We start from the raw sequence: 17,166 nt of genomic DNA on the forward strand, positions 1-17,166 counted from the left end.
CCGATCCGACCCCTCCTGGAGACAGCAGTGATCAGCACGACTCCCTACCGCTACGCACTCCCGACGACCGGGCCCGAGCGGTTCGACGTCTGGGCCCCCGAGGCCTCGACGGTCGAGCTCCTTCTCGGCGACGACTCGTCGATGACGATGACCCGCCACGGAGACGACGGATGGTGGCGGGCGCCCGCGTCGGCCCCGGCCACCGGCGAGGTCGACTACGGGTACCGGGTGGACGGCAGTGGTCCGCTGCCGGATCCCCGCTCGCGTCGCCAGCCGAAGGGCGTGCACGAGCTCTCGCGCACGTTCGACCCCTCGGCGCACGAGTGGGGCGACTCCGCCTGGACCGGGCGCGAGCTCGCCGGCGCCGTCATCTACGAGCTGCACCTCGGCACGTTCACACCCGAGGGCACCCTGGACGCGGCGGCGGAGCGCTTCGAGCACCTGCGCTCGATCGGCGTGGACTTCATCGAGCTGCTGCCGGTCAACGCGGTGAACGGAACGTACAACTGGGGCTACGACGGCGTCCTCTGGTACGCCGTGCACGAGCCGTACGGCGGACCCGAGGCGTACCAGCGCTTCGTGGACGCCGCCCACCGTGCCGGCCTCGGCGTGGTCCAGGACGTCGTCTACAACCACCTCGGCCCGAGCGGCAACTACCTGCCGGAGTTCGGCCCGTACCTCAAGAACGAGAAGGCCAACACCTGGGGCAGCTCGATCAACCTGGACGGCGAGGGTTCGGACACCGTCCGCGGGTACATCATCGACAACGCTCTGATGTGGCTGCGCGACTACCACGTCGACGCCCTGCGCCTGGACGCGGTGCACGCCCTCTCGGACGAGCGGGCCGTGCACGTGCTCCAGGAGATGGCGAGCGAGGTGGCCGTGCTGTCGGCTCACGTCGGGCGCCCTCTGACGCTGATCGCCGAGTCCGACCTCAACGACCCGACGCTGATCACTCCGCGGGAGGCGCACGGCTACGGGCTCGACGCGCAGTGGAGCGACGACTTCCACCACGCGGTCCACGTCGCGCTGACCGGGGAGACCACGGGCTACTACGAGGACTTCGCGCCGCTCGGCGCCCTCGCGAAGGTGCTGACCCGGGGCTTCTTCCACGACGGCACCCTCTCGACGTTCCGCGGCCGCCACCACGGCCGTCCGGTGGACACCGAGCACATGCCGACCTGGCGCCTGGTGGTCTGCAGCCAGAACCACGACCAGATCGGCAACCGGGCGGTCGGCGACCGTCTGACGGCGTCCCTCGACGAGGGCCGTCTCGCGATCGCCGCTGCTCTGACGCTGCTGGGCCCTTTCACTCCCATGCTGTTCATGGGCGAGGAGTGGGCGGCGTCGACCCCGTGGCAGTTCTTCACCTCGCACCCGGAGAAGGATCTGGGCGAGGCGACGGCGAAGGGCCGCATCGAGGAGTTCGCGAAGATGGGCTGGGACCCGGAGGTCGTGCCCGATCCGCAGGACCCGGAGACGTTCCTGCGCTCGCGGCTCGACTGGTCCGAGGTCGGGGAGGGGCGTCACGCCCGCACCCTCGAGGTGTACCGCGAGCTGGCGGCGATCCGCCGCCGCTACCCCGAGCTGACGGACCCGCGCTTCGGGTCGCTCCGCGTGGAGTTCGACGAGGAGGCCCGCTGGCTGACTCTCGGCCGCGGTCGGGTGACCGTGGCGATCAACGTCGGCGAGTCCGCCGCCCGCATCGCCCTGCCGGAGGTGGCGGAGACGCTGCTCGGCGTCGGGGAGTACGCGGTGCAGCCCGGGGACACCGAGGTGGACCTCGGCGCCTCCTCGCTGCTGGTGACGCTGAGCGCCTGAGCGCCTGAGCTCCGTGGCGGCCGGCTGATCAGGTGGCCGGCCGCCGCTGTCCTGAACGGCCGCCTCGGGCCCGAGCGCTCAGAGCGTGACCGCGGCGTACTCCGTCGCGGTCACGACCCGCACTCCCTCGTCGTGGACGAGCAGGAGCGCGCGAAGGGGGATGGCCCGCTTGTGGCACGCCGCCGCCAGGTGACGGGCGAGGACCCGATCGGTCTCGCCGAGGAAGGCGCGCCCGGGACGTTCGAGGGCGAAGGCGAGCGAGCCCACGTCCTGGTGCGCCACGGCCTTGGCGAGGGTGGCGACGATCCGCTCGGTCTTCTCCTCGTCGGGGTGCACGGGGAGCCCGTCCACCGGGTAGAGGATCGGCAGCTGCACGCCGTCGCGGTCGAGGAAGATCGGCCACAGGGCCCGGCGGTAGGCCGGTCCGATCAGCGAGGAGACGCGCTCGCGCAGCTCGCGGTCGTTCAGGAGCGGCGCATCGAGGTGCGGAGCGGGAGCGGCGTGGTCGAGAGTGGTCATGGTGTCGCTTTCTCGTGGGGCGAGCGGGCGGTGCCGCTGAGGGGTCATCGGAAGTTGCGGGAGGTGGTGCGAGCGCCGACCGTGAGGGTCTCGAACCTGTCGGCGAGGAGGTTCGTCACCCCCTCGTCGGAGCGCTCGAGGATTCCCCTGACCAGCAGGGCGGGTGCCTCGCGGGCCACGCGGCGGTAGCGGTTCCATACTCCGACGGAGCAGATCACGTTGAGGATCCCGTGCTCGTCCTCGAGGTTGAGGAAGGTCACTCCACCGGCTGTGGAGGGACGTTGGCGGTGGATCACGACCCCGCCGACCTCGATCCGGGTCCCCGAGGGGATGGCGGGGAGATCGGCCGAGGAGCGGGCGCCGCGGCGAGCGAGTCCCTCGCGGAGGTGGCGCAGCGGATGGTCGTCGGGCGAGATGCCGGTGGCCCAGAAGTCGAAGACCACGCGCTCCTGAGGGGAGAGCATCGGCAGGAGCGGGGGCTGCACGACGACCGTGGAACCGGCGAGGAACTCCTCGCGGTCGCCTGCGGCGGTGCCGGCCTCCCAGAGCGCCTGCCGGCGCTGCAGACCGAGCGAGTCGAAGGCGCCCGCGGCACCGAGGGCCTCCAGCTGAGCCGCGGTCGTGCCGACCCGACGCGAGAGGTCGGCCATGCTCGCGTAGGGTCCGCCGCGCTCGCGCTCGGCGACGATGTGCTCGGCGAGCGCGGTGCCGATGCCCTTCACCCCGGCCAGCCCGAGCCTGATCACGAAGCCGCTGTCGCGCCTGTGGTCGTCCGTGTGGAAGTGCTCGGTGCGGTCGAACAGCCCCGTGGGCGGCTGATCGGCGCGGAGGCAGTCGTCGCTCCCGTAGGCGGCGACACCCCTCCGGCGTGCGGGGGCGTCCTCCTTCGCCTCGAGCCCGGGAGGCGCCAGCGAGCGGTTGACGTCGGGCGAGACGACCTCCACTCCGTGACGCCGGGCATCTGCGACCAGGGTGTGCGGGGCGTAGAAGCCCATGGGCTGCGCCCGCAGCAGCGCGGCGGTGAACGCAGCGGGGTAGTGCAGGCGGAGCCAGGCGCTCGCGTAGACCAGCAGGGCGAAGCTGATCGCATGGCTCTCGGCGAAGCCGAAGTTCGCGAAGGCCTGGATCCGGAGGTAGATGTCGTCCGCGACCTCGCCCGTGATGCCGTTGCGGGCCATCCCCTGGTAGAGCCGCTCGCGGAGGGTCTCGATCTTCTCGGTCCCGCGCTTGGACCCCATCGCCCGGCGCAGCAGGTCGGCGTCCTCCGCGTTGCAGTCGCCGACGGCCACGGCCACCTGCATGAGCTGCTCCTGGAAGAGCGGCACGCCGAGGGTGCGCTTGAGCGGCGTCACGAGGAGGGGGTGCTGGTACGTCACCGGCTCCTCGCCGAGCTTGCGGCGGATGTAGGGGTGGACCGCACCGCCCTGGATGGGGCCGGGGCGGATGAGCGCTACCTCGATCACCAGATCGTAGAAGCGGCGCGGCTGCAGCCGGGGGAGGGTGCCCATCTGCGCCCGGCTCTCGACCTGGAACACCCCGATCGAATCGGCGCGGCAGAGCTGGTCGTAGACGCCCTTCTCCTCCCGGGGGAGGGTGGAGAGGTCCCACTTCTCGCCGACGTGCTCGGCGACGAGGTCGAACGTGTACTGCAGGGCGGCGAGCATCCCGAGCCCGAGGAGGTCGAACTTGACCAGGCCCATCCAGGCGCAGTCGTCCTTGTCCCACTGCAGGACGGTGCGGTCCTCCATCCGGGCGGGCTCGATCGGGCAGACCTCGCCCACGGGCCGGTCGGTCAGCACCATGCCGCCGGAGTGGATGCCCAGGTGCCGGGGCGTGCCCAGCACCTGGGTGGTCAGGGCGACCACGTCCTCGGGGATGTCGTGGTCGGTGCTCTCGGTGACGGACCCCCACCGCTCGACCTGCTTCGACCAGCCGTCCTGCTGCCCGGCGCTGTATCCGAGGGCCTTGGCCATGTCGCGCACGGCGAACTTGGGCCGGTAGGTGATGACGTTGGCGACCTGGGCCGCGTTCAGACGTCCGTACTTCCGGTAGACGTACTGGATCACCTCCTCGCGCCGCTCCGAGTCGAAGTCGACGTCGATGTCGGGCTCCTCGTCGCGGATGCTGGAGAGGAACCGCTCGAACGGCAGGTCGTAGAAGATCGAGTCGACCGCCGTGATGCCCAGGACGTAGCAGACCGCCGAGTTGGCGGCCGAGCCGCGTCCCTGGCAGAGGATGCCGTTCCGCTTGGCGTAGTGGACGATGTCGTGGACGATCAGGAAGTAGCCCGGGAAGTCCTTCTGCTCGATCACCGCGAGCTCCTTCTCGAGGCGCGCGAGGACGTCGGCGTCGGCGCGGGGGTACTTGGCCGGCACGGCCTCGCGCACGAGCTCGCGCAGCCAGCTCATCGAGGTGTGCCCCTCGGGGACCTCCTGGCGCGGCAGCCGGGGCCGGACTCGGCCGAGCTCGAAGGCGATCTCGTCGGCGACTCGCACCGTGTTCTCCACGGAGCCGGGGTAGCGGCCGAAGCGCTCGGCCATCTCGGCGCCGGAGCGCAGGTGGGCGCCGCCCGCGGCGGGGAGCCAGCCGTCCATCTCGTCGAGGCTCCGGCGTGCTCTGACCGCGGCGAGGGCCGTCTGGAGGGGGCGCTCCTCCGGCCGGGCGTAGTGCACGTTCCCGGTGGCGACCGTCCGCAGCCGGAGCTTCTCGGCGATCGCCGCCAGCTGGTCGTTGGCGCGCGAGGCGAGGGGATCCCCGTGGTCGTACAGCTCCACGAGGACGTTGGCGGGACCGAAGAGCCGGACGAGCTCGCAGACCTCCTGCTCGGCCGCGGCCACTCCTGCGGCGGCGAGCGCTTGACGGACCGCTCCCTTGCGGCAGCCCGTCAGCACGATCCAGTGGCCGTCGGCGGCGCGCGCGAGCTCCTCGAGGTCGTAGCTCGGCTTGCCCTTCTCGGCTCCGGCGAGCTGGGCGGTGGTGATCGCACGGGCGAGGCGGTGGTAGCCCTCCTCGCGGCGCGCGAGGACGAGCAGGTGGGTCCCCTCCGGATCGGCGACCCCGTTCTGAGGCGAGGTGAGCCCGATCGAGAGCTCGGCTCCGAAGGCCGTGCGGACGGCGTGCCCCTGCGCGGCCTCGGCCATCCTCACGATGCCGTAGAGGCCGTCGTGGTCGGTGAGCGCGAGAGTGTCGATGCCGAGCCGGACCGCCTCCTCGACCAGCTGCTCCGGCTTGCTCGCCCCGTCGAGGAAGCTGAAGTGGGAGTGGGCGTGCAGCTCGGCGTAGGGCACCGGATGAGCCGGCGGACGGACGTCGTCCCCTGCCACGTAGGCGGGGCGCTTGTGCGACCAGGCCGGACTGTCGCCGCCGTCGCCCCGGACGACCGTGCCGTCGGCGCGCTTGCCGCTGGAGAGGCGGCGCTCGAACTCCGACCAGGGGATCGGCGGGTTGTTCCAGCCCATCGGGGCTCCTTCGGTGCTCGTTCGCGGTGGTGGAGGGATGCTCCGGTTCAGTCGTAGCGGGCCTCTGCTGCCCAGACCCCGTCGAGGCAGAGCAGCAGCCAGGCGACACCGGCGGCGTCGACCACCTGGAAGCGGTCGTAGCGGACGGCGGTGCTCGGATCCCACCAGCGCTCGTCGATCGGCCAGGGACCCGCCCATCCGGCGAGGGGCTCCAGGCGTGCCTGAGAGGTCCCGGGGGTGAAGTAGGCGGGCACGGAGCTGAGGGCGCCGCGCTCGTCGACGGCGACGGGTTCGCCCCTCGGTCCGCGGACCAGCACGGCCGCGGGCTCCGCGAAGACCGTCGGCGGGAGGGGCGGCGGCAGGGAGCCGGGCCAGGGCAGGGTCCTCGGCCGTGCGTCGCCCGGCTCCCGGTCGCCCCAGGGGATCAGGTGCTGGCGGTCGCGGAGGGATCGACCCCCGCCGATCGACGCGGTCATCACGGCCTCGTGCCCGAGCATGCTCTGCACACGGCTCAGCCCGTGGTGGACGCGCTCCTCCGGAGCGGTGCCCCAGAGACCCTGCTCGTGGTTGCCGATCGCGTCGACCGCCTCGGGCTCGACGCACAGCCGCGAGATCGGCGCTCCGAGACCGGTGTCGATCTCCCCGCTGCCCTGCAGCTGCCAGCGGACCCGGTCGAGCACGTCGCCCGGGGTGAACCATCTCGGGTGCAGCCAGCTCCGGGAGGAGACCTCACCGCGCTCGCTGACGACCTCGATGCGGATGGCGGTCGCGACCAGCTGTGCGCGGGTGAGCCCGGCGACGAACTCCTCCGCGGGGACGCGGAAGGCGAAGGCGGCCTGGTCGATGCGGTCCAGAGGGGGCTCGAACTCCATCGCCCGGTCGAGACGCTCCGGCGGGAGCCGGGGCACCACCGTCTCCGACTCCGCACCGGCGGCGAGGAGGTGCGCGTGGGCGCCCTCCGGTCCGAACCGGGCGGCGACGTCCTCGCGAGGGAGGGCGGCGAAGGCGCCGAGGGTGCGGACGCCGAGTCTGCGCAGGAGCGCCACCAGGTCGTCCCCCCGGCGGGGAGCACGGGCAGGGGCTGCGACGGACTCGGTCTCGAGGGCGTCGAGCGGGAGAGGAGCGAGGAAGCCTGCCGCTGCTCCTGGGGGCACGACGGCGACGGGGCGGCCGGAGTGCTTCGCGGCGAGCTCGGAGGCGAAGAGCCCGTCGGCGATCCCGATGCGGGCGTCGGGGAGACCCAGCTCGGCCAGCCGCTGCAGGATCGCCTCGGCCGCGCTCTGCTCGCTCCCGTAGTAGCGGCGCGGACCGCGGGCGCGGATCGCGCACAGACCGGGCCGGATCAGCTGGACGCCCGGGGTGATCTCCTCGAGCGCCTGGATGAGCGGCTCGAACGCCCGGTGGTCGAGCACCGGGTCGTACGGGAGGACGGCGAGACCCGTGCAACGGGACTGCGCCTCGCGCACGCGCATGCCCCGCCGGACCCCCTCCGCCCGGGCAGCGGGGGAGGAGGCGAAGACCAGGCTCTTCTCCGTGAGGGCCAGGGGGTGCTCGTCGCCGAGGCCGGCGTCGGCGGCGGCCGCGAGGAGGGGCCAGTCGGGGCACCAGACGAGGATCGTCCGCCGCAGCTCAGGTGCGCTCGCCATCTCAGACCGCCCGCTCGTGCAGGCGGCCGTGCTCGACCCGGGAGCCGAAGGCGCTCTCGACGCCGGGCATGCTCATCCGCACCGTGCGCACCCGGGTGCCGGCCCGGCCGACCACATCGACCATCGCCTCCCGGGAGCGCAGGTAGCCGTGGCCGTCGCCGAGCCCCTCCCAGCGGCTGCTGCGGATGCTGAGCCGCGCCTCGGCCTGGGGCCACTCGCCGAGGACCACGAGCGCGGCACCCCGCTGGCGCAGTCGTGCTCCCAGACGCGAGACGTCGGCCGAGGAGACGGAGGCGGGCGGACGGGTGAGCACGACGGTCAGCACATCGACCAGAGCGGCGGTGACGGTGAGCCAGTGCTCGGCCGGTGCGGGCACGAGCACCAGGCGCTCGAGGTCGATCCCCATGCCGGCCGCGGCCTCGGCCCCGAACTCCGGGACGCCCACCACGCCGCACCACGAGCCCTCGGCGGACGGGCCGGCGAGCAGCCCCATCGCCAGACTCATCGAGCCCTCCACCGAGTAGGCGGCACCCTGCTTGAGCGAGCCGCCCGGGAGCACGGAGGAGAAGGCCGGCAGGGTGGCGAGGCTCCTGGTCTCGAGAGTGGTCGCCTGCATGTCCCGGATGCGGGACTGCAGCTCCTTCACCGACGCGAGCTGCCGCAGAAGGGGCTCTGCGGCCTCGGCCGTCTCCGCGGAGACGAGGGGTGAAGGGGGGCTCATCTGCCCATGTTCGAACATGTGTTCGAGTATGTCAATCGCCACCGACATCCACCGGCGAGCCGCTCGGACCCTTCCGCGACCGCCCGGCGAGGCGCACTGAGGAGGAGGTTCCAGACGTCCCGGGCAGTCTCGCATCCGCCTCCGACATCCCCGTCCGGGGGCGTTCTCCACCGGGTCTCGGCGAGGGAGGGCCTCCTGCCGCGCCTCTACCATGGGAGCCATGTCCGACGCCCTGCCCGACCCCGCCGACTCCGACGCCACCGCCCCGGCCGCGCCGCGCAGAAGGACCCTCGTGGTCAAGATGGGGTCCAGCTCGGTCACCAAGCAGTCGGGTCCGGATCCCGTTCTCCTGGCCAGCGCGCTCGAGAGCGCCTTCGCCGCCCGCGCGCTGGGCTGGGACGTCGTGCTGGTCTCCTCCGGCGCCGTCTCCTCGGGCCGGGCGCTCTTCGCCCGCTCGCAGGAGGAGCCGATCAGCGCCCGCCTGGCGGCAGCGGTGGGCCAGACCGTCCTGATGGGCTTCTACCGCTCGGTGGCCGAGCTCTCGGGCGCCCTGGTCGCGCAGATCCTCATCGGCGAGTCCGACCTCGCCTCTCCCCGGCAGATGGCACACGTCGCCGAGGCGATCCGCCACGCCCTCGACGCCGGAGTCGTGCCCGTGGTCAACGGCAACGACACGATCGACTCCGCCGGCTCGGACAACGACGGCGTCGCCGGCGGACTGGCGATGCTCCTCGGCGCGGACCTGCTGCTGCTGCTCACCGACGTCCCCGGCGTCTTCGCCGGCAGCATCGCCGAGGGCGTGCACCTCGAGGAGCTGGGCATCTCGGAGCTGCGCCGCATCGGCGTGCAGAAGGGCGGTACCGGCCGAGGGGGCATCCGCTCCAAGCTGCGGGCCGCCGAGCTCGCCGCGCACAACGGCGTCTCGACCAGGATCGCCGGGGCGCGCACCCCCGAGGTCATCCTGGGCGCCCTGGGAGGGCCGGGCCCGGGCACCCTCGTCCGCGCCGTGCACGCGCATCCGCCCGTGGAGCAGCGCTGGATCTCCGGAGTGGCCACCGGTCGCGGCCGCGTCGAGATCAACCTCGAGGCCGAGCGGAGCATCGGAGCCGGCTCGAGCCTGTTCGCCTCGGGCATCAAGCGCGTCTCCGGCGAGTTCGGCGGCGGCGACGTGATCGAGGTGCGCGCCCTCAGCGGAGAGCTCCTCGCGCGCGGCGTCTCCCGCGTCTCCTCGCGTCTGCTGACCCTGGTCCGCGCACTCCGGGTCGACGAGATCGCCCGCGTCTTCGTGGCGGTCCTCGGCCATGCCGCCACGACGGCGCCGTCGGCGAGTCCGGAGGGGGAGGAGAGGCCGCAGCTGACCCGCGCTCTGGAGTACGCGCGCACTCTCTCCTCCGAGCACGCGCGAGCCGTCGCGATGGAGATCGTCTCCCTCTTCCCCGCCGAGAGCATCTCGGCCCTGCTGGGACAGGGCGCGGGGGAGGGCGAGCTCGTCGAGCGCTACACCCGCCTCGTCCGCACCCTCGCCATCGTGGAGAACGAGAACCTGGCCGTCTTCCGCTCCTGACCGCCGGTGGCGCGCCACGTCTCAGTGCATTTCGCGCCTTCGCGTCATGATCGCCGTTCTCCGGTGTCTTCCTGGTGATGGCGCCGCTCCTGGGCGCCCCCGACGGAACGGATCATCGATGAGCGTCCCCACTTCCACAGCCGGCCACTTCCGCGAGTCCGACATCACGCCCGAGAGCTTCGAGACCGAGAGGCTCGAGCGGCGGCTCGCCCTGCTCGAGGCCTCGATCGCCCAGGGGGAGCGGGCACTGCTGAGCCGGGTCGACCCGAGCAGCGGAGCTCCCCTCCCAGGCGCCTGCGGGGGGCACCGAGCCCAGCTGGTCAGCAACCTGACGACGGAGCGGGCCCTCGCCGACCGCATCCGGGAGATGCTCGCCGCTCGGAGCTGACGGGGTGCGTACGGCACGATGGGGCCATGGTCACCATCACCGTCGCCGGTCTCGCCCAGCACTTCCACCCCGCCGAGCGGGGCACCGTCCGCCTCGAGATCCGGCGCGAGTCGCGATCCCGGCCCCAGGCGCTCGCCGAGGTCACCGCCCTGCACGCGCGGGTCCGTGAGGAGGCGGCCGCCGAGCAGGCGTCCGGCGCCGCCACCTGGTGGTCCTCCGATCAGATCTCGGTCTCCTCGATCCGCCGGTACATCAAGGACTCGGACGTCACGCAGCTGTTCCATGTCGCGGCCGCCGGGGTCCGGGTGAAGTACCGGGACTTCGCGGCTCTCGGGCGCTGGGTCGGCTCGATCTCGGAGGTGCCGGGGATCCAGATCTCGGGGGTCGATTGGGACGTGACGGCGGCACGACGGGCGGGCATCGAGCGCGAGGTCCGCACCGCTGCTGTCCGCGACGCGCGCGAGCGGGCCGAGGCCTATGCGGCGGCTCTCGGCCTGACCGAGGTGCGGGTGCTGACCCTCTTCGAGCCGGGACTGCGGCCGCACACGCGCATCGAGGGCGGCTCGGCGGTGATGAGCCGCGCCAAGGCGTTCTCCTCTCCTGAGGAGCCGCTGGCCCTCAAGCCGGAGGACATCGAGGTCACCGCCTCGGTCTCCGCCGACTTCGAGGCGCACTGACGCGGAGACGCGACCGGGCGACCGGTTCCGCTGCGGACGGAGAGCGCCTGCCTGCACCTGCGACCCGCTGATCGTCTGCATGGCGACCCCGAGAGTCGCCCCGAGGCGACCGACCATCGGCTCCACGACCACCCCTCTCCGCCCCATCAGCGGGCACGCGACCACCATACGTGTATTGAGGACTCCTCGGGAGCGCTGTCGCGGTTCGGCGACCGCCGTGCACACCCTCCGGGAATAGCGGGGGACTCCCGGGCGCTGAGGCAGGCATGGTCTCGCGCATCGGCTTCCTCTCCTTCGGCCACTACCAGTCCGTCCCCGGGTCTCAGACCCGCTCTGCTCGCGACGTCCTCCTCCAGGCGATCGAGCTCGCGGAGGCGGCGGAGGAGATCGGCATCGACGGCGCCTACGTCCGCGTGCACCACTTCGCGCCGCAGCTCGCCTCGCCGTTCCCGCTGCTGGCGGCGATCGCCGCGCGCACCCGCCGCATCGAGATCGGCACCGGGGTCATCGACATGCGCTACGAGAACCCGCTCTACATGGCGGAGGAGGCGGCCGCCACCGACCTGATCTCCGACGGCCGGCTCGAGCTCGGGGTCAGCCGGGGATCGCCCGAGACGGCCCTGCGCGGGTCCGAGGCGTTCGGCTTCGTCCCCCCGGAGGGGATGACCGACGCCGACCTCGCCCGGCAGAAGGTGCGGATCCTCCGGGAAGCGCTCGCCGGGTCGCCGGTCGCGCAGTCCGATCCTGCGATGACGCGCCAGTCGCTCCCGCTCTCGATCGAGCCGCGCTCGCCCGGCCTCGAGGACCGGATCTGGTGGGGTGCCGGCAGCTTCGCGACCGCGCGCTGGGCGGCCGAGCAGGGCATGAACCTGCAGTCGTCGACCCTGCTCCTGGAGGAGGAGGGCGTGCCCTTCGACGAGCTGCAGGCCCGCCAGATCCGCGAGTACCGCGCCGCGTGGAGCGAGGCGGGCTGGGAGCGCACCCCGCGCGTCTCCGTGTCGCGCAGCGTCCTTCCGATCACGACCGATCTCGACCGCCTGTACTTCGGCGGCCGCGGCGAGCAGGACCAGGTCGCCACCCTCGAGGGCGTCCGCGCCCGATTCGGCCGCAGCTACACGGGCGAGCCGGACGCCGTCGCCGCCGAGCTCGCTGCGGACGCCGCCGTGCAGGAGGCGGACACGCTGCTGCTCACCGTTCCCAACCAGCTCGGGGTCGAGTACAACGCGCGGCTCCTGCGCACTGTCGTGGAATCGATCGCTCCGGCTCTCGGCTGGTCGCCGGCGACAGCAGGCGTCTGACGCCGAGGCACGGTCTGTGCAGGAGGGCCCTGCGGTGCAGGAGCGCCCGTGCGGTGCAGGAGCGCCCGTTTACTGCAGGAGCGCCCGTTTACTGCAGGAGACGCCCCGCCTCTTCGGGAAAGAGCGGGGCGTCTGCTCTCTCCGCCCGCCGCATCCCTCCCACCGGCACGAGGAGGGAGGTGCCGGAAACGACGGAACCCCCCCGCCTCTCCGAAGAGAGACGAGGGGTTCCGATCAGTGTGTCCGAGGGGGGACTTGAACCCCCACGCCCTATACGGGCACTAGCACCTCAAGCTAGCGCGTCTGCCATTTCCGCCACCCGGACGAGTGTTTCCTTCGACCTGCGTTTCCGCGGCCGAAGAAGACATTAGCACGGTTCCGGGGCCTCTCACGCCACCTCCCGGCCCACCGGCCTCCGCGCGCCGTCGAGCCCGCGCCGGTACCGTTGCCCGCATGTCCGACAGCATCGACAGCGCGCCCGTGACCGACAGCACCCTCGACGAGACGGCGCTCATCGCGCGCGATCTCATCCGCTTCGACACCAGCAACTACGGCGACGGGAAGGCGGAGCCGGAGCGCCCGGCCGCGGAGTACGTCGCGGCGAAGCTGCGCGACCTCGGCCTCGAGCCGGAGCTGATCGACTCCGACCCGGGACGCACGAGCGTCGTGGCGCGGGTCGCGGGGGAGGACCGCGAGCGCGGCGCCCTCGTCGTCCACGGGCACCTCGACGTGGTGCCCGCCATCGCCGACAACTGGAGCGTCGACCCGTTCGGCGGCGAGATCAAGGACGGCATGCTCTGGGGTCGCGGCGCGGTCGACATGAAGAACATGGACGCGATGATCCTCGCCTCGCTCGGCGACATCCTCCGCGAGGGGAGGCGCCCCTCCCGCGACCTCGTCATCGCCTTCTTCGCCGACGAGGAGGCGGGCGGCGTGCGGGGATCGGGATTCCTGGCCCGTGAGCGGCCCGAGCTGTTCGCCGGAGCGACCGAGGCGATCAGCGAGGTCGGCGGCTACTCGATCGAGCTGGCCGGCAAGCGCGCCTACCTCGTGCAGACGGGCGAGAAGGCGCTGATGTGGCTGACCCTCCGCGCGCACGGCACGGCGGGGCACGGCTCGCAGATCAACTCCGAGAACGCCGTCACCCGGCTGGCGCAGGCGATCGCCCGCATCGGCAGCGAGGAGTGGCCCACGCGCCTCACCGACACCACGCGCGAGCTGCTCGACGAGGTCGCCCGCCTGCTCGGCCACGACCCCCAGCGCAGCACTCCGGAGGAGCTGGCACTCGCCACCGGCACCGCCTCGCGCTTCATCGCCGCGACGCTGCGCACCACCGCCAATCCGTCGATGCTGTCGGCCGGCTACAAGGCCAACGTCATCCCGGACACCGCGGAGGCCACCATCGACGTGCGCGTCCTCCCCGGCGAGGAGGATTCCGTGCTCGAGCGGCTGAAGGTCCTCGCGGGCGAGCACGTCGAGATCCTCGTCCAGCACCGCGACATCGGACTCGAGGTGCCCTTCGCCGGCCCCCTCGTCGAGAGCATGGCCGCCTCGATCCGCCGGTTCGATCCGGGCGCCGAGGTCCTCCCGTACCTGCTCTCCGGAGGCACCGACAACAAGGCGCTCTCGACGCTCGGCATCACCGGATACGGGTTCGCGCCGCTCCAGCTGCCGTCGACCCTGGACTTCCCGGCGCTGTTCCACGGGGTCGACGAGCGCGTTCCACTTGACGCACTAGTGTTTGGCAGGAAGGTCCTGACCGATCTCCTGCTGAGCTCCTGACGGCGCCGCGGACCGGGTCAGCACCGACCGATCCCGACCGACTGCTGGCCGACGACGCCCCAGCCCTCCTCGAAAGTGACGCATGGGCCTGCTCGACGCGCTGATCCTGGGACTCGTCCAGGGTCTGACCGAATTCCTCCCCATCTCCTCCAGCGCCCACCTCCGGATCGTCAGCGAGCTGCTGCCCGGTCTCGGCGGCCGCGACACCGGAGCCGCTTTCACCGCGATCACGCAGCTGGGCACCGAGACCGCCGTCATCATCTACTTCTGGCGCGACATCGCGCGGATCGTGTCGCACTGGGCGCGCTCCCTCGTCGGCCGGATCCCGCGCTCGGACCCGGACGCCCGCATGGGCTGGCTCATCATCCTGGGCAGCCTTCCGATCATCGTCCTCGGCCTCGTCTTCCAGGACGCGATCGAGACGACCCTCCGCTCTCTGTGGGTGGTGGCCACCACCCTCATCCTCTTCGGCATCCTGCTCGGCATCGCCGACGCGGTCGGCGCGAAGAAGCGCCGCCTGCGCGACCTGGGCGTCCGCGACGGCTTGATCTTCGGAGGCGCGCAGGCACTCGCCCTGATCCCCGGCGTCTCGCGCTCGGGAGGCACCATCACCGCCGGCCTCTTCCTCGGCTACGAGCGCAAGGCGGCGGCGCGCTACTCCTTCCTTCTCGCGATCCCCGCGGTGTTCGGCAGCGGTCTCTACCAGCTGTACAAGAGCATCAGCGACCCGGTCGTGCTCCCGAACCAGGTCCAGGTCGGCGGGCTCGAGACCCTCGTGGCGACCATCGTCGCGTTCGTGGTCGGCTTCGTCGTGATCGCGTTCTTCATGAGCTACATCTCCCGCCGCAGCTTCCTCCCGTTCGTCGTGTACCGCATCGTCCTCGGCGTCGTCCTCATGGTCGCGCTCGCCACCGGCCTGATCGCCGCCTAGATGCGCGCCTGGACCGCCGCCGACGTCCCCGCCCTGCCCGGCCGGGGGAGCGCACCGCGCCTGCACGACACCGCGACCGCCGGCCCCGTCGAGCTCGACGCGCCCAGCGGAGTCGCGAGCCTCTACGTCTGCGGCATCACGCCCTACGACGCCACCCACCTCGGGCACGCGTCGACCTACCTCGCCTTCGACACGGTCCAGCGCGTCTGGCTCGACGCGGGCTACACGGTCGAGTACGCCCAGAACGTGACCGACGTCGACGACCCGCTGCTCGAGCGTGCGACGGCCACCGGCGTCGACTGGCGCGACCTCGCCGAGGAGCAGGTCGAGCTGTTCCGCGGCGACATGGCCGCCCTGCGCGTCCTGCCTCCGCAGCACTACGTCGGAGTCACCGAGACCGTGGATCCCATCGCGGAGGCGGTCGCCCGCCTGGAGCGCGACGGCGTCGCCTACCGCGTCGCTGCTCCGGACGCGGCGGAGGAGGGCGCGAGCGACCTCTACTACGACATCGCCGCGGCCGAGAGCGCCGTCTGGCACCTGGGCAGCGAGAGCCGGCTCGACGCGGAGTCGATGGCCCGCTTCTCGGCGCTGCGCGGGGGCGACCCGGAGCGCGCCGGCAAGCGCGACCCCCTCGATCCGCTGCTCTGGCGGGCCGAGCGCGCCGGCGAGCCCGCCTGGGACGCCGAGGTCGGCCGCGGCCGTCCGGGCTGGCACATCGAGTGCTCGGTGATCGCCCTCGACCGGCTCGGACCCGAGTTCACCCTGCAGGGCGGCGGGAGCGACCTGGTCTTCCCGCACCACGAGTTCAGCGCCGGCCACGCCGCTTCGCTGTCCGGCCGTCCTCTGGCCCGCGCCTACGCGCACGCCGGGATGGTCGCCTACCAGGGCGAGAAGATGAGCAAGTCGCTCGGGAACCTGGTGCTGGTCTCCCGTCTGCGGAGCGAGGGCGCGGACCCGCGGGCGATCCGCCTCGCGCTCCTCGCGCACCACTACCGCTCCGACTGGGAGTGGCTGCCCGAGGACCTGCCGTCGGCCGAGGCGCGCCTGGCGCGCTGGGAGTCGGCCCTCGCCGCCGTCGGACCGCGCTCGGCGCTCGAGGTGCTGGCGCAGCTGCGCGAGGCGCTGGCCGACGACCTCGGCACTCCGGCCGCCCTCGCCGTCGTCGACGCCGCACTGACCGAGGGCGTGGACGACCCGTCGCTCCTGCGCGACGCGGTCGACGCCCTGCTCGGGGTGCGCCCGGCCTGAACCCCGTCAGGCTCGAGTCCCGTAAGCCTCGAGTCCCGGACGGCTCGAGTCCCGTCAGGGGCGAGTCCCGTCAGGGCGGCCGGGAGGGTCATCGGTCGGGAACAGTCCAGTGATCGACGACCGTCTCGGATGAGTGGGCGCCGGCGGAGGCTACGGCCGCCAGGGCTCCTCGCCGGAGCGGCCGTCGCCGCGGCGGCGCAGGTAGCGCTCGAACTCCTGGGCGATCGCCTCGCCGCTCGCCTCGGGCGAGTCGACGGTGTCGCGCGCCTGCTCGAGCTGGGCGATGTACGACGCCATCTCCTCGTCCTCGGCGGCGAGGGCGTCGATGCCGCGCTCCCACTCCTCCGCCTCCTCGACGAGGTCGCCGCGGGGGATCGCCAGGCCGACGACCTCCTCGAGCTTCTCGAGCAGCGCCAGCATCGCCTTGGGCGAGGGCGCGTTGTGCACGTAGTGTGGGACGGAGGCCCAGATCGAGACGGCGGGGATGCCGACCTTCTGCGCGGCCTCGCCGATCACGCTGAGGATGCCGACCGGCCCCTCGTAGCTGGAGCGCTCGAGCTCGAAGGAGCTCCGCAGCTCCGCGTTCTCGCTCGAGGCGAAGATCGAGATCGGCCGGGTGTGCGGGACGTCGGCGAGCATCGCGCCGAGGAAGACGACGGCGGAGATGTCGATCGCGAGCATGGCGTCGACGACCTCGGCGGCGAAGCTCTTCCAGCTGCGCGAGGGCTCGGTGCCGATCATGAGGTACAGCGCGCTCTCGGCGTCGACCGAGGTGTCGGCCGGGCCGAAGATCTGGGTGCCGGGCCAGGCGAGGCTGCGGCGGCCGTCCTCGCCGATCGAGAGCATGGGGCGGGTGTACTGGAAGTCGTAGTACTGCTCGGCGTCGACGGCGAAGAGGGGCACGTACTCCCCGGCGTCCTTGACCAGCCGCAGCGCGCCGCTGGCGGCGTCCCCGGCGTCGTTCCAGCCCTCGAAGGCCACGACCAGGACGTTCCCCGTGATCACGTTCATAGGCAGGATCTCCGCGTTCGGCTCGATGTGCGGGGAGCGCACACCGCGCCTGTCCCTCCGTCCAGGATAGGACCGCCCCCGGCCGCGCCCGTCCCGTCCGGC

Annotated in this window: 13 protein-coding genes and 1 tRNA gene; 8 read left to right on the plus strand and 6 right to left on the minus strand. The window is 72.4% G+C overall.

The window, feature by feature from the left end:
* The first annotated feature begins 27 nt into the window (after nucleotides 1–27).
* Nucleotides 28–1,821 carry a malto-oligosyltrehalose trehalohydrolase gene (gene treZ, locus GSU40_RS07805; protein ID WP_244229628.1) on the plus strand — a complete coding sequence of 598 codons (1,794 nt, stop codon included), beginning with the start codon at nucleotides 28–30 and terminating at the stop codon, nucleotides 1,819–1,821.
* 78 nt (nucleotides 1,822–1,899) lie between these two features.
* Here the strand turns inward: treZ and GSU40_RS07810 are convergent, their stop codons facing one another.
* The 4 genes from GSU40_RS07810 to GSU40_RS07825 are packed head-to-tail and all read right to left on the minus strand — an operon-like array spanning nucleotide 1,900 to nucleotide 8,165.
* The gene (locus GSU40_RS07810; RefSeq protein ID WP_104221992.1) at nucleotides 1,900–2,340 is read right to left on the minus strand and encodes a hypothetical protein; all 441 of its coding nucleotides are present in this window, start codon (nucleotides 2,338–2,340) and stop codon (nucleotides 1,900–1,902) included.
* Between the two features lie 44 nt (nucleotides 2,341–2,384).
* Nucleotides 2,385–5,798, minus strand: coding sequence for an error-prone DNA polymerase (locus GSU40_RS07815; RefSeq protein ID WP_160034330.1), 3,414 nt, complete (start codon nucleotides 5,796–5,798; stop codon nucleotides 2,385–2,387).
* 47 nt (nucleotides 5,799–5,845) lie between these two features.
* Nucleotides 5,846–7,444, minus strand: coding sequence for a DNA polymerase Y family protein (locus GSU40_RS07820; protein WP_104225271.1), 1,599 nt, complete (start codon nucleotides 7,442–7,444; stop codon nucleotides 5,846–5,848).
* A gap of 1 nt (nucleotide 7,445) precedes the next feature.
* The gene (locus GSU40_RS07825; protein WP_104225270.1) at nucleotides 7,446–8,165 is read right to left on the minus strand and encodes a hypothetical protein; all 720 of its coding nucleotides are present in this window, start codon (nucleotides 8,163–8,165) and stop codon (nucleotides 7,446–7,448) included.
* A 220-nt stretch (nucleotides 8,166–8,385) separates the two neighbouring features.
* Between GSU40_RS07825 and proB the strand changes: the two genes are divergently transcribed.
* The 4 genes from proB to GSU40_RS07845 all read left to right on the plus strand — a co-directional run bounded on the left by proB (nucleotide 8,386) and on the right by GSU40_RS07845 (nucleotide 12,092).
* Nucleotides 8,386–9,729 (plus strand): glutamate 5-kinase, encoded by a 1,344-nt coding sequence (gene proB, locus GSU40_RS07830; RefSeq protein ID WP_160034332.1) that lies wholly within the window; start codon nucleotides 8,386–8,388, stop codon nucleotides 9,727–9,729.
* 118 nt (nucleotides 9,730–9,847) lie between these two features.
* Nucleotides 9,848–10,117, plus strand: coding sequence for a hypothetical protein (locus GSU40_RS07835; protein WP_104250347.1), 270 nt, complete (start codon nucleotides 9,848–9,850; stop codon nucleotides 10,115–10,117).
* A gap of 26 nt (nucleotides 10,118–10,143) precedes the next feature.
* Nucleotides 10,144–10,794 carry an SIMPL domain-containing protein gene (locus GSU40_RS07840; RefSeq protein ID WP_160034334.1) on the plus strand — a complete coding sequence of 217 codons (651 nt, stop codon included), beginning with the start codon at nucleotides 10,144–10,146 and terminating at the stop codon, nucleotides 10,792–10,794.
* A 266-nt stretch (nucleotides 10,795–11,060) separates the two neighbouring features.
* On the plus strand, nucleotides 11,061–12,092 hold the full coding sequence (locus tag GSU40_RS07845; protein WP_160034336.1) for an LLM class flavin-dependent oxidoreductase: 1,032 nt from the start codon (nucleotides 11,061–11,063) through the stop codon (nucleotides 12,090–12,092).
* 240 nt (nucleotides 12,093–12,332) lie between these two features.
* Here GSU40_RS07845 and GSU40_RS07850 read toward each other — a convergent pair.
* Nucleotides 12,333–12,417: transfer RNA gene (locus GSU40_RS07850), tRNA-Leu, on the minus strand.
* Between the two features lie 128 nt (nucleotides 12,418–12,545).
* Here GSU40_RS07850 and GSU40_RS07855 point away from each other — a divergent pair.
* From GSU40_RS07855 to mshC, 3 genes are all read left to right on the plus strand, one after another.
* Nucleotides 12,546–13,874 (plus strand): M20/M25/M40 family metallo-hydrolase, encoded by a 1,329-nt coding sequence (locus GSU40_RS07855; protein ID WP_244229629.1) that lies wholly within the window; start codon nucleotides 12,546–12,548, stop codon nucleotides 13,872–13,874.
* A gap of 82 nt (nucleotides 13,875–13,956) precedes the next feature.
* On the plus strand, nucleotides 13,957–14,805 hold the full coding sequence (locus tag GSU40_RS07860; protein WP_160034338.1) for an undecaprenyl-diphosphate phosphatase: 849 nt from the start codon (nucleotides 13,957–13,959) through the stop codon (nucleotides 14,803–14,805).
* Complete coding sequence (gene mshC / locus GSU40_RS07865; protein ID WP_104222010.1) at nucleotides 14,806–16,053, plus strand: cysteine--1-D-myo-inosityl 2-amino-2-deoxy-alpha-D-glucopyranoside ligase; 1,248 nt, start codon at nucleotides 14,806–14,808, stop codon at nucleotides 16,051–16,053. It abuts the gene before it with no gap.
* Nucleotides 16,054–16,203: 150 nt separating this feature from the next.
* Here the strand turns inward: mshC and GSU40_RS07870 are convergent, their stop codons facing one another.
* On the minus strand, nucleotides 16,204–17,064 hold the full coding sequence (locus GSU40_RS07870; RefSeq protein WP_104222142.1) for a PAC2 family protein: 861 nt from the start codon (nucleotides 17,062–17,064) through the stop codon (nucleotides 16,204–16,206).
* Between the last annotated feature and the right edge of the window lie 102 nt (nucleotides 17,065–17,166).

Source organism: Rathayibacter sp. VKM Ac-2805 (assembly GCF_009834265.1).
Classification (GTDB): domain Bacteria; phylum Actinomycetota; class Actinomycetes; order Actinomycetales; family Microbacteriaceae; genus Rathayibacter.

Excerpts from the sequence above, each read along its gene's own strand:
- GSU40_RS07870 (WP_104222142.1), bottom strand. The coding sequence starts at position 17,064 with ATGAACGTGATCACGGGGAACGTCCTGGTCGTGGCCTTCGAGGGCTGG.
- GSU40_RS07835 (WP_104250347.1), top strand. The coding sequence starts at position 9,848 with ATGAGCGTCCCCACTTCCACAGCCGGCCACTTCCGCGAGTCCGACATC.
- GSU40_RS07820 (WP_104225271.1), bottom strand. The coding sequence starts at position 7,444 with ATGGCGAGCGCACCTGAGCTGCGGCGGACGATCCTCGTCTGGTGCCCC.
- GSU40_RS07810 (WP_104221992.1), bottom strand. The coding sequence starts at position 2,340 with ATGACCACTCTCGACCACGCCGCTCCCGCTCCGCACCTCGATGCGCCG.
- GSU40_RS07860 (WP_160034338.1), top strand. The coding sequence starts at position 13,957 with ATGGGCCTGCTCGACGCGCTGATCCTGGGACTCGTCCAGGGTCTGACC.
- GSU40_RS07840 (WP_160034334.1), top strand. The coding sequence starts at position 10,144 with ATGGTCACCATCACCGTCGCCGGTCTCGCCCAGCACTTCCACCCCGCC.
- GSU40_RS07825 (WP_104225270.1), bottom strand. The coding sequence starts at position 8,165 with ATGAGCCCCCCTTCACCCCTCGTCTCCGCGGAGACGGCCGAGGCCGCA.
- GSU40_RS07855 (WP_244229629.1), top strand. The coding sequence starts at position 12,546 with ATGTCCGACAGCATCGACAGCGCGCCCGTGACCGACAGCACCCTCGAC.
- mshC (WP_104222010.1), top strand. The coding sequence starts at position 14,806 with ATGCGCGCCTGGACCGCCGCCGACGTCCCCGCCCTGCCCGGCCGGGGG.
- proB (WP_160034332.1), top strand. The coding sequence starts at position 8,386 with ATGTCCGACGCCCTGCCCGACCCCGCCGACTCCGACGCCACCGCCCCG.
- GSU40_RS07815 (WP_160034330.1), bottom strand. The coding sequence starts at position 5,798 with ATGGGCTGGAACAACCCGCCGATCCCCTGGTCGGAGTTCGAGCGCCGC.
- GSU40_RS07845 (WP_160034336.1), top strand. The coding sequence starts at position 11,061 with ATGGTCTCGCGCATCGGCTTCCTCTCCTTCGGCCACTACCAGTCCGTC.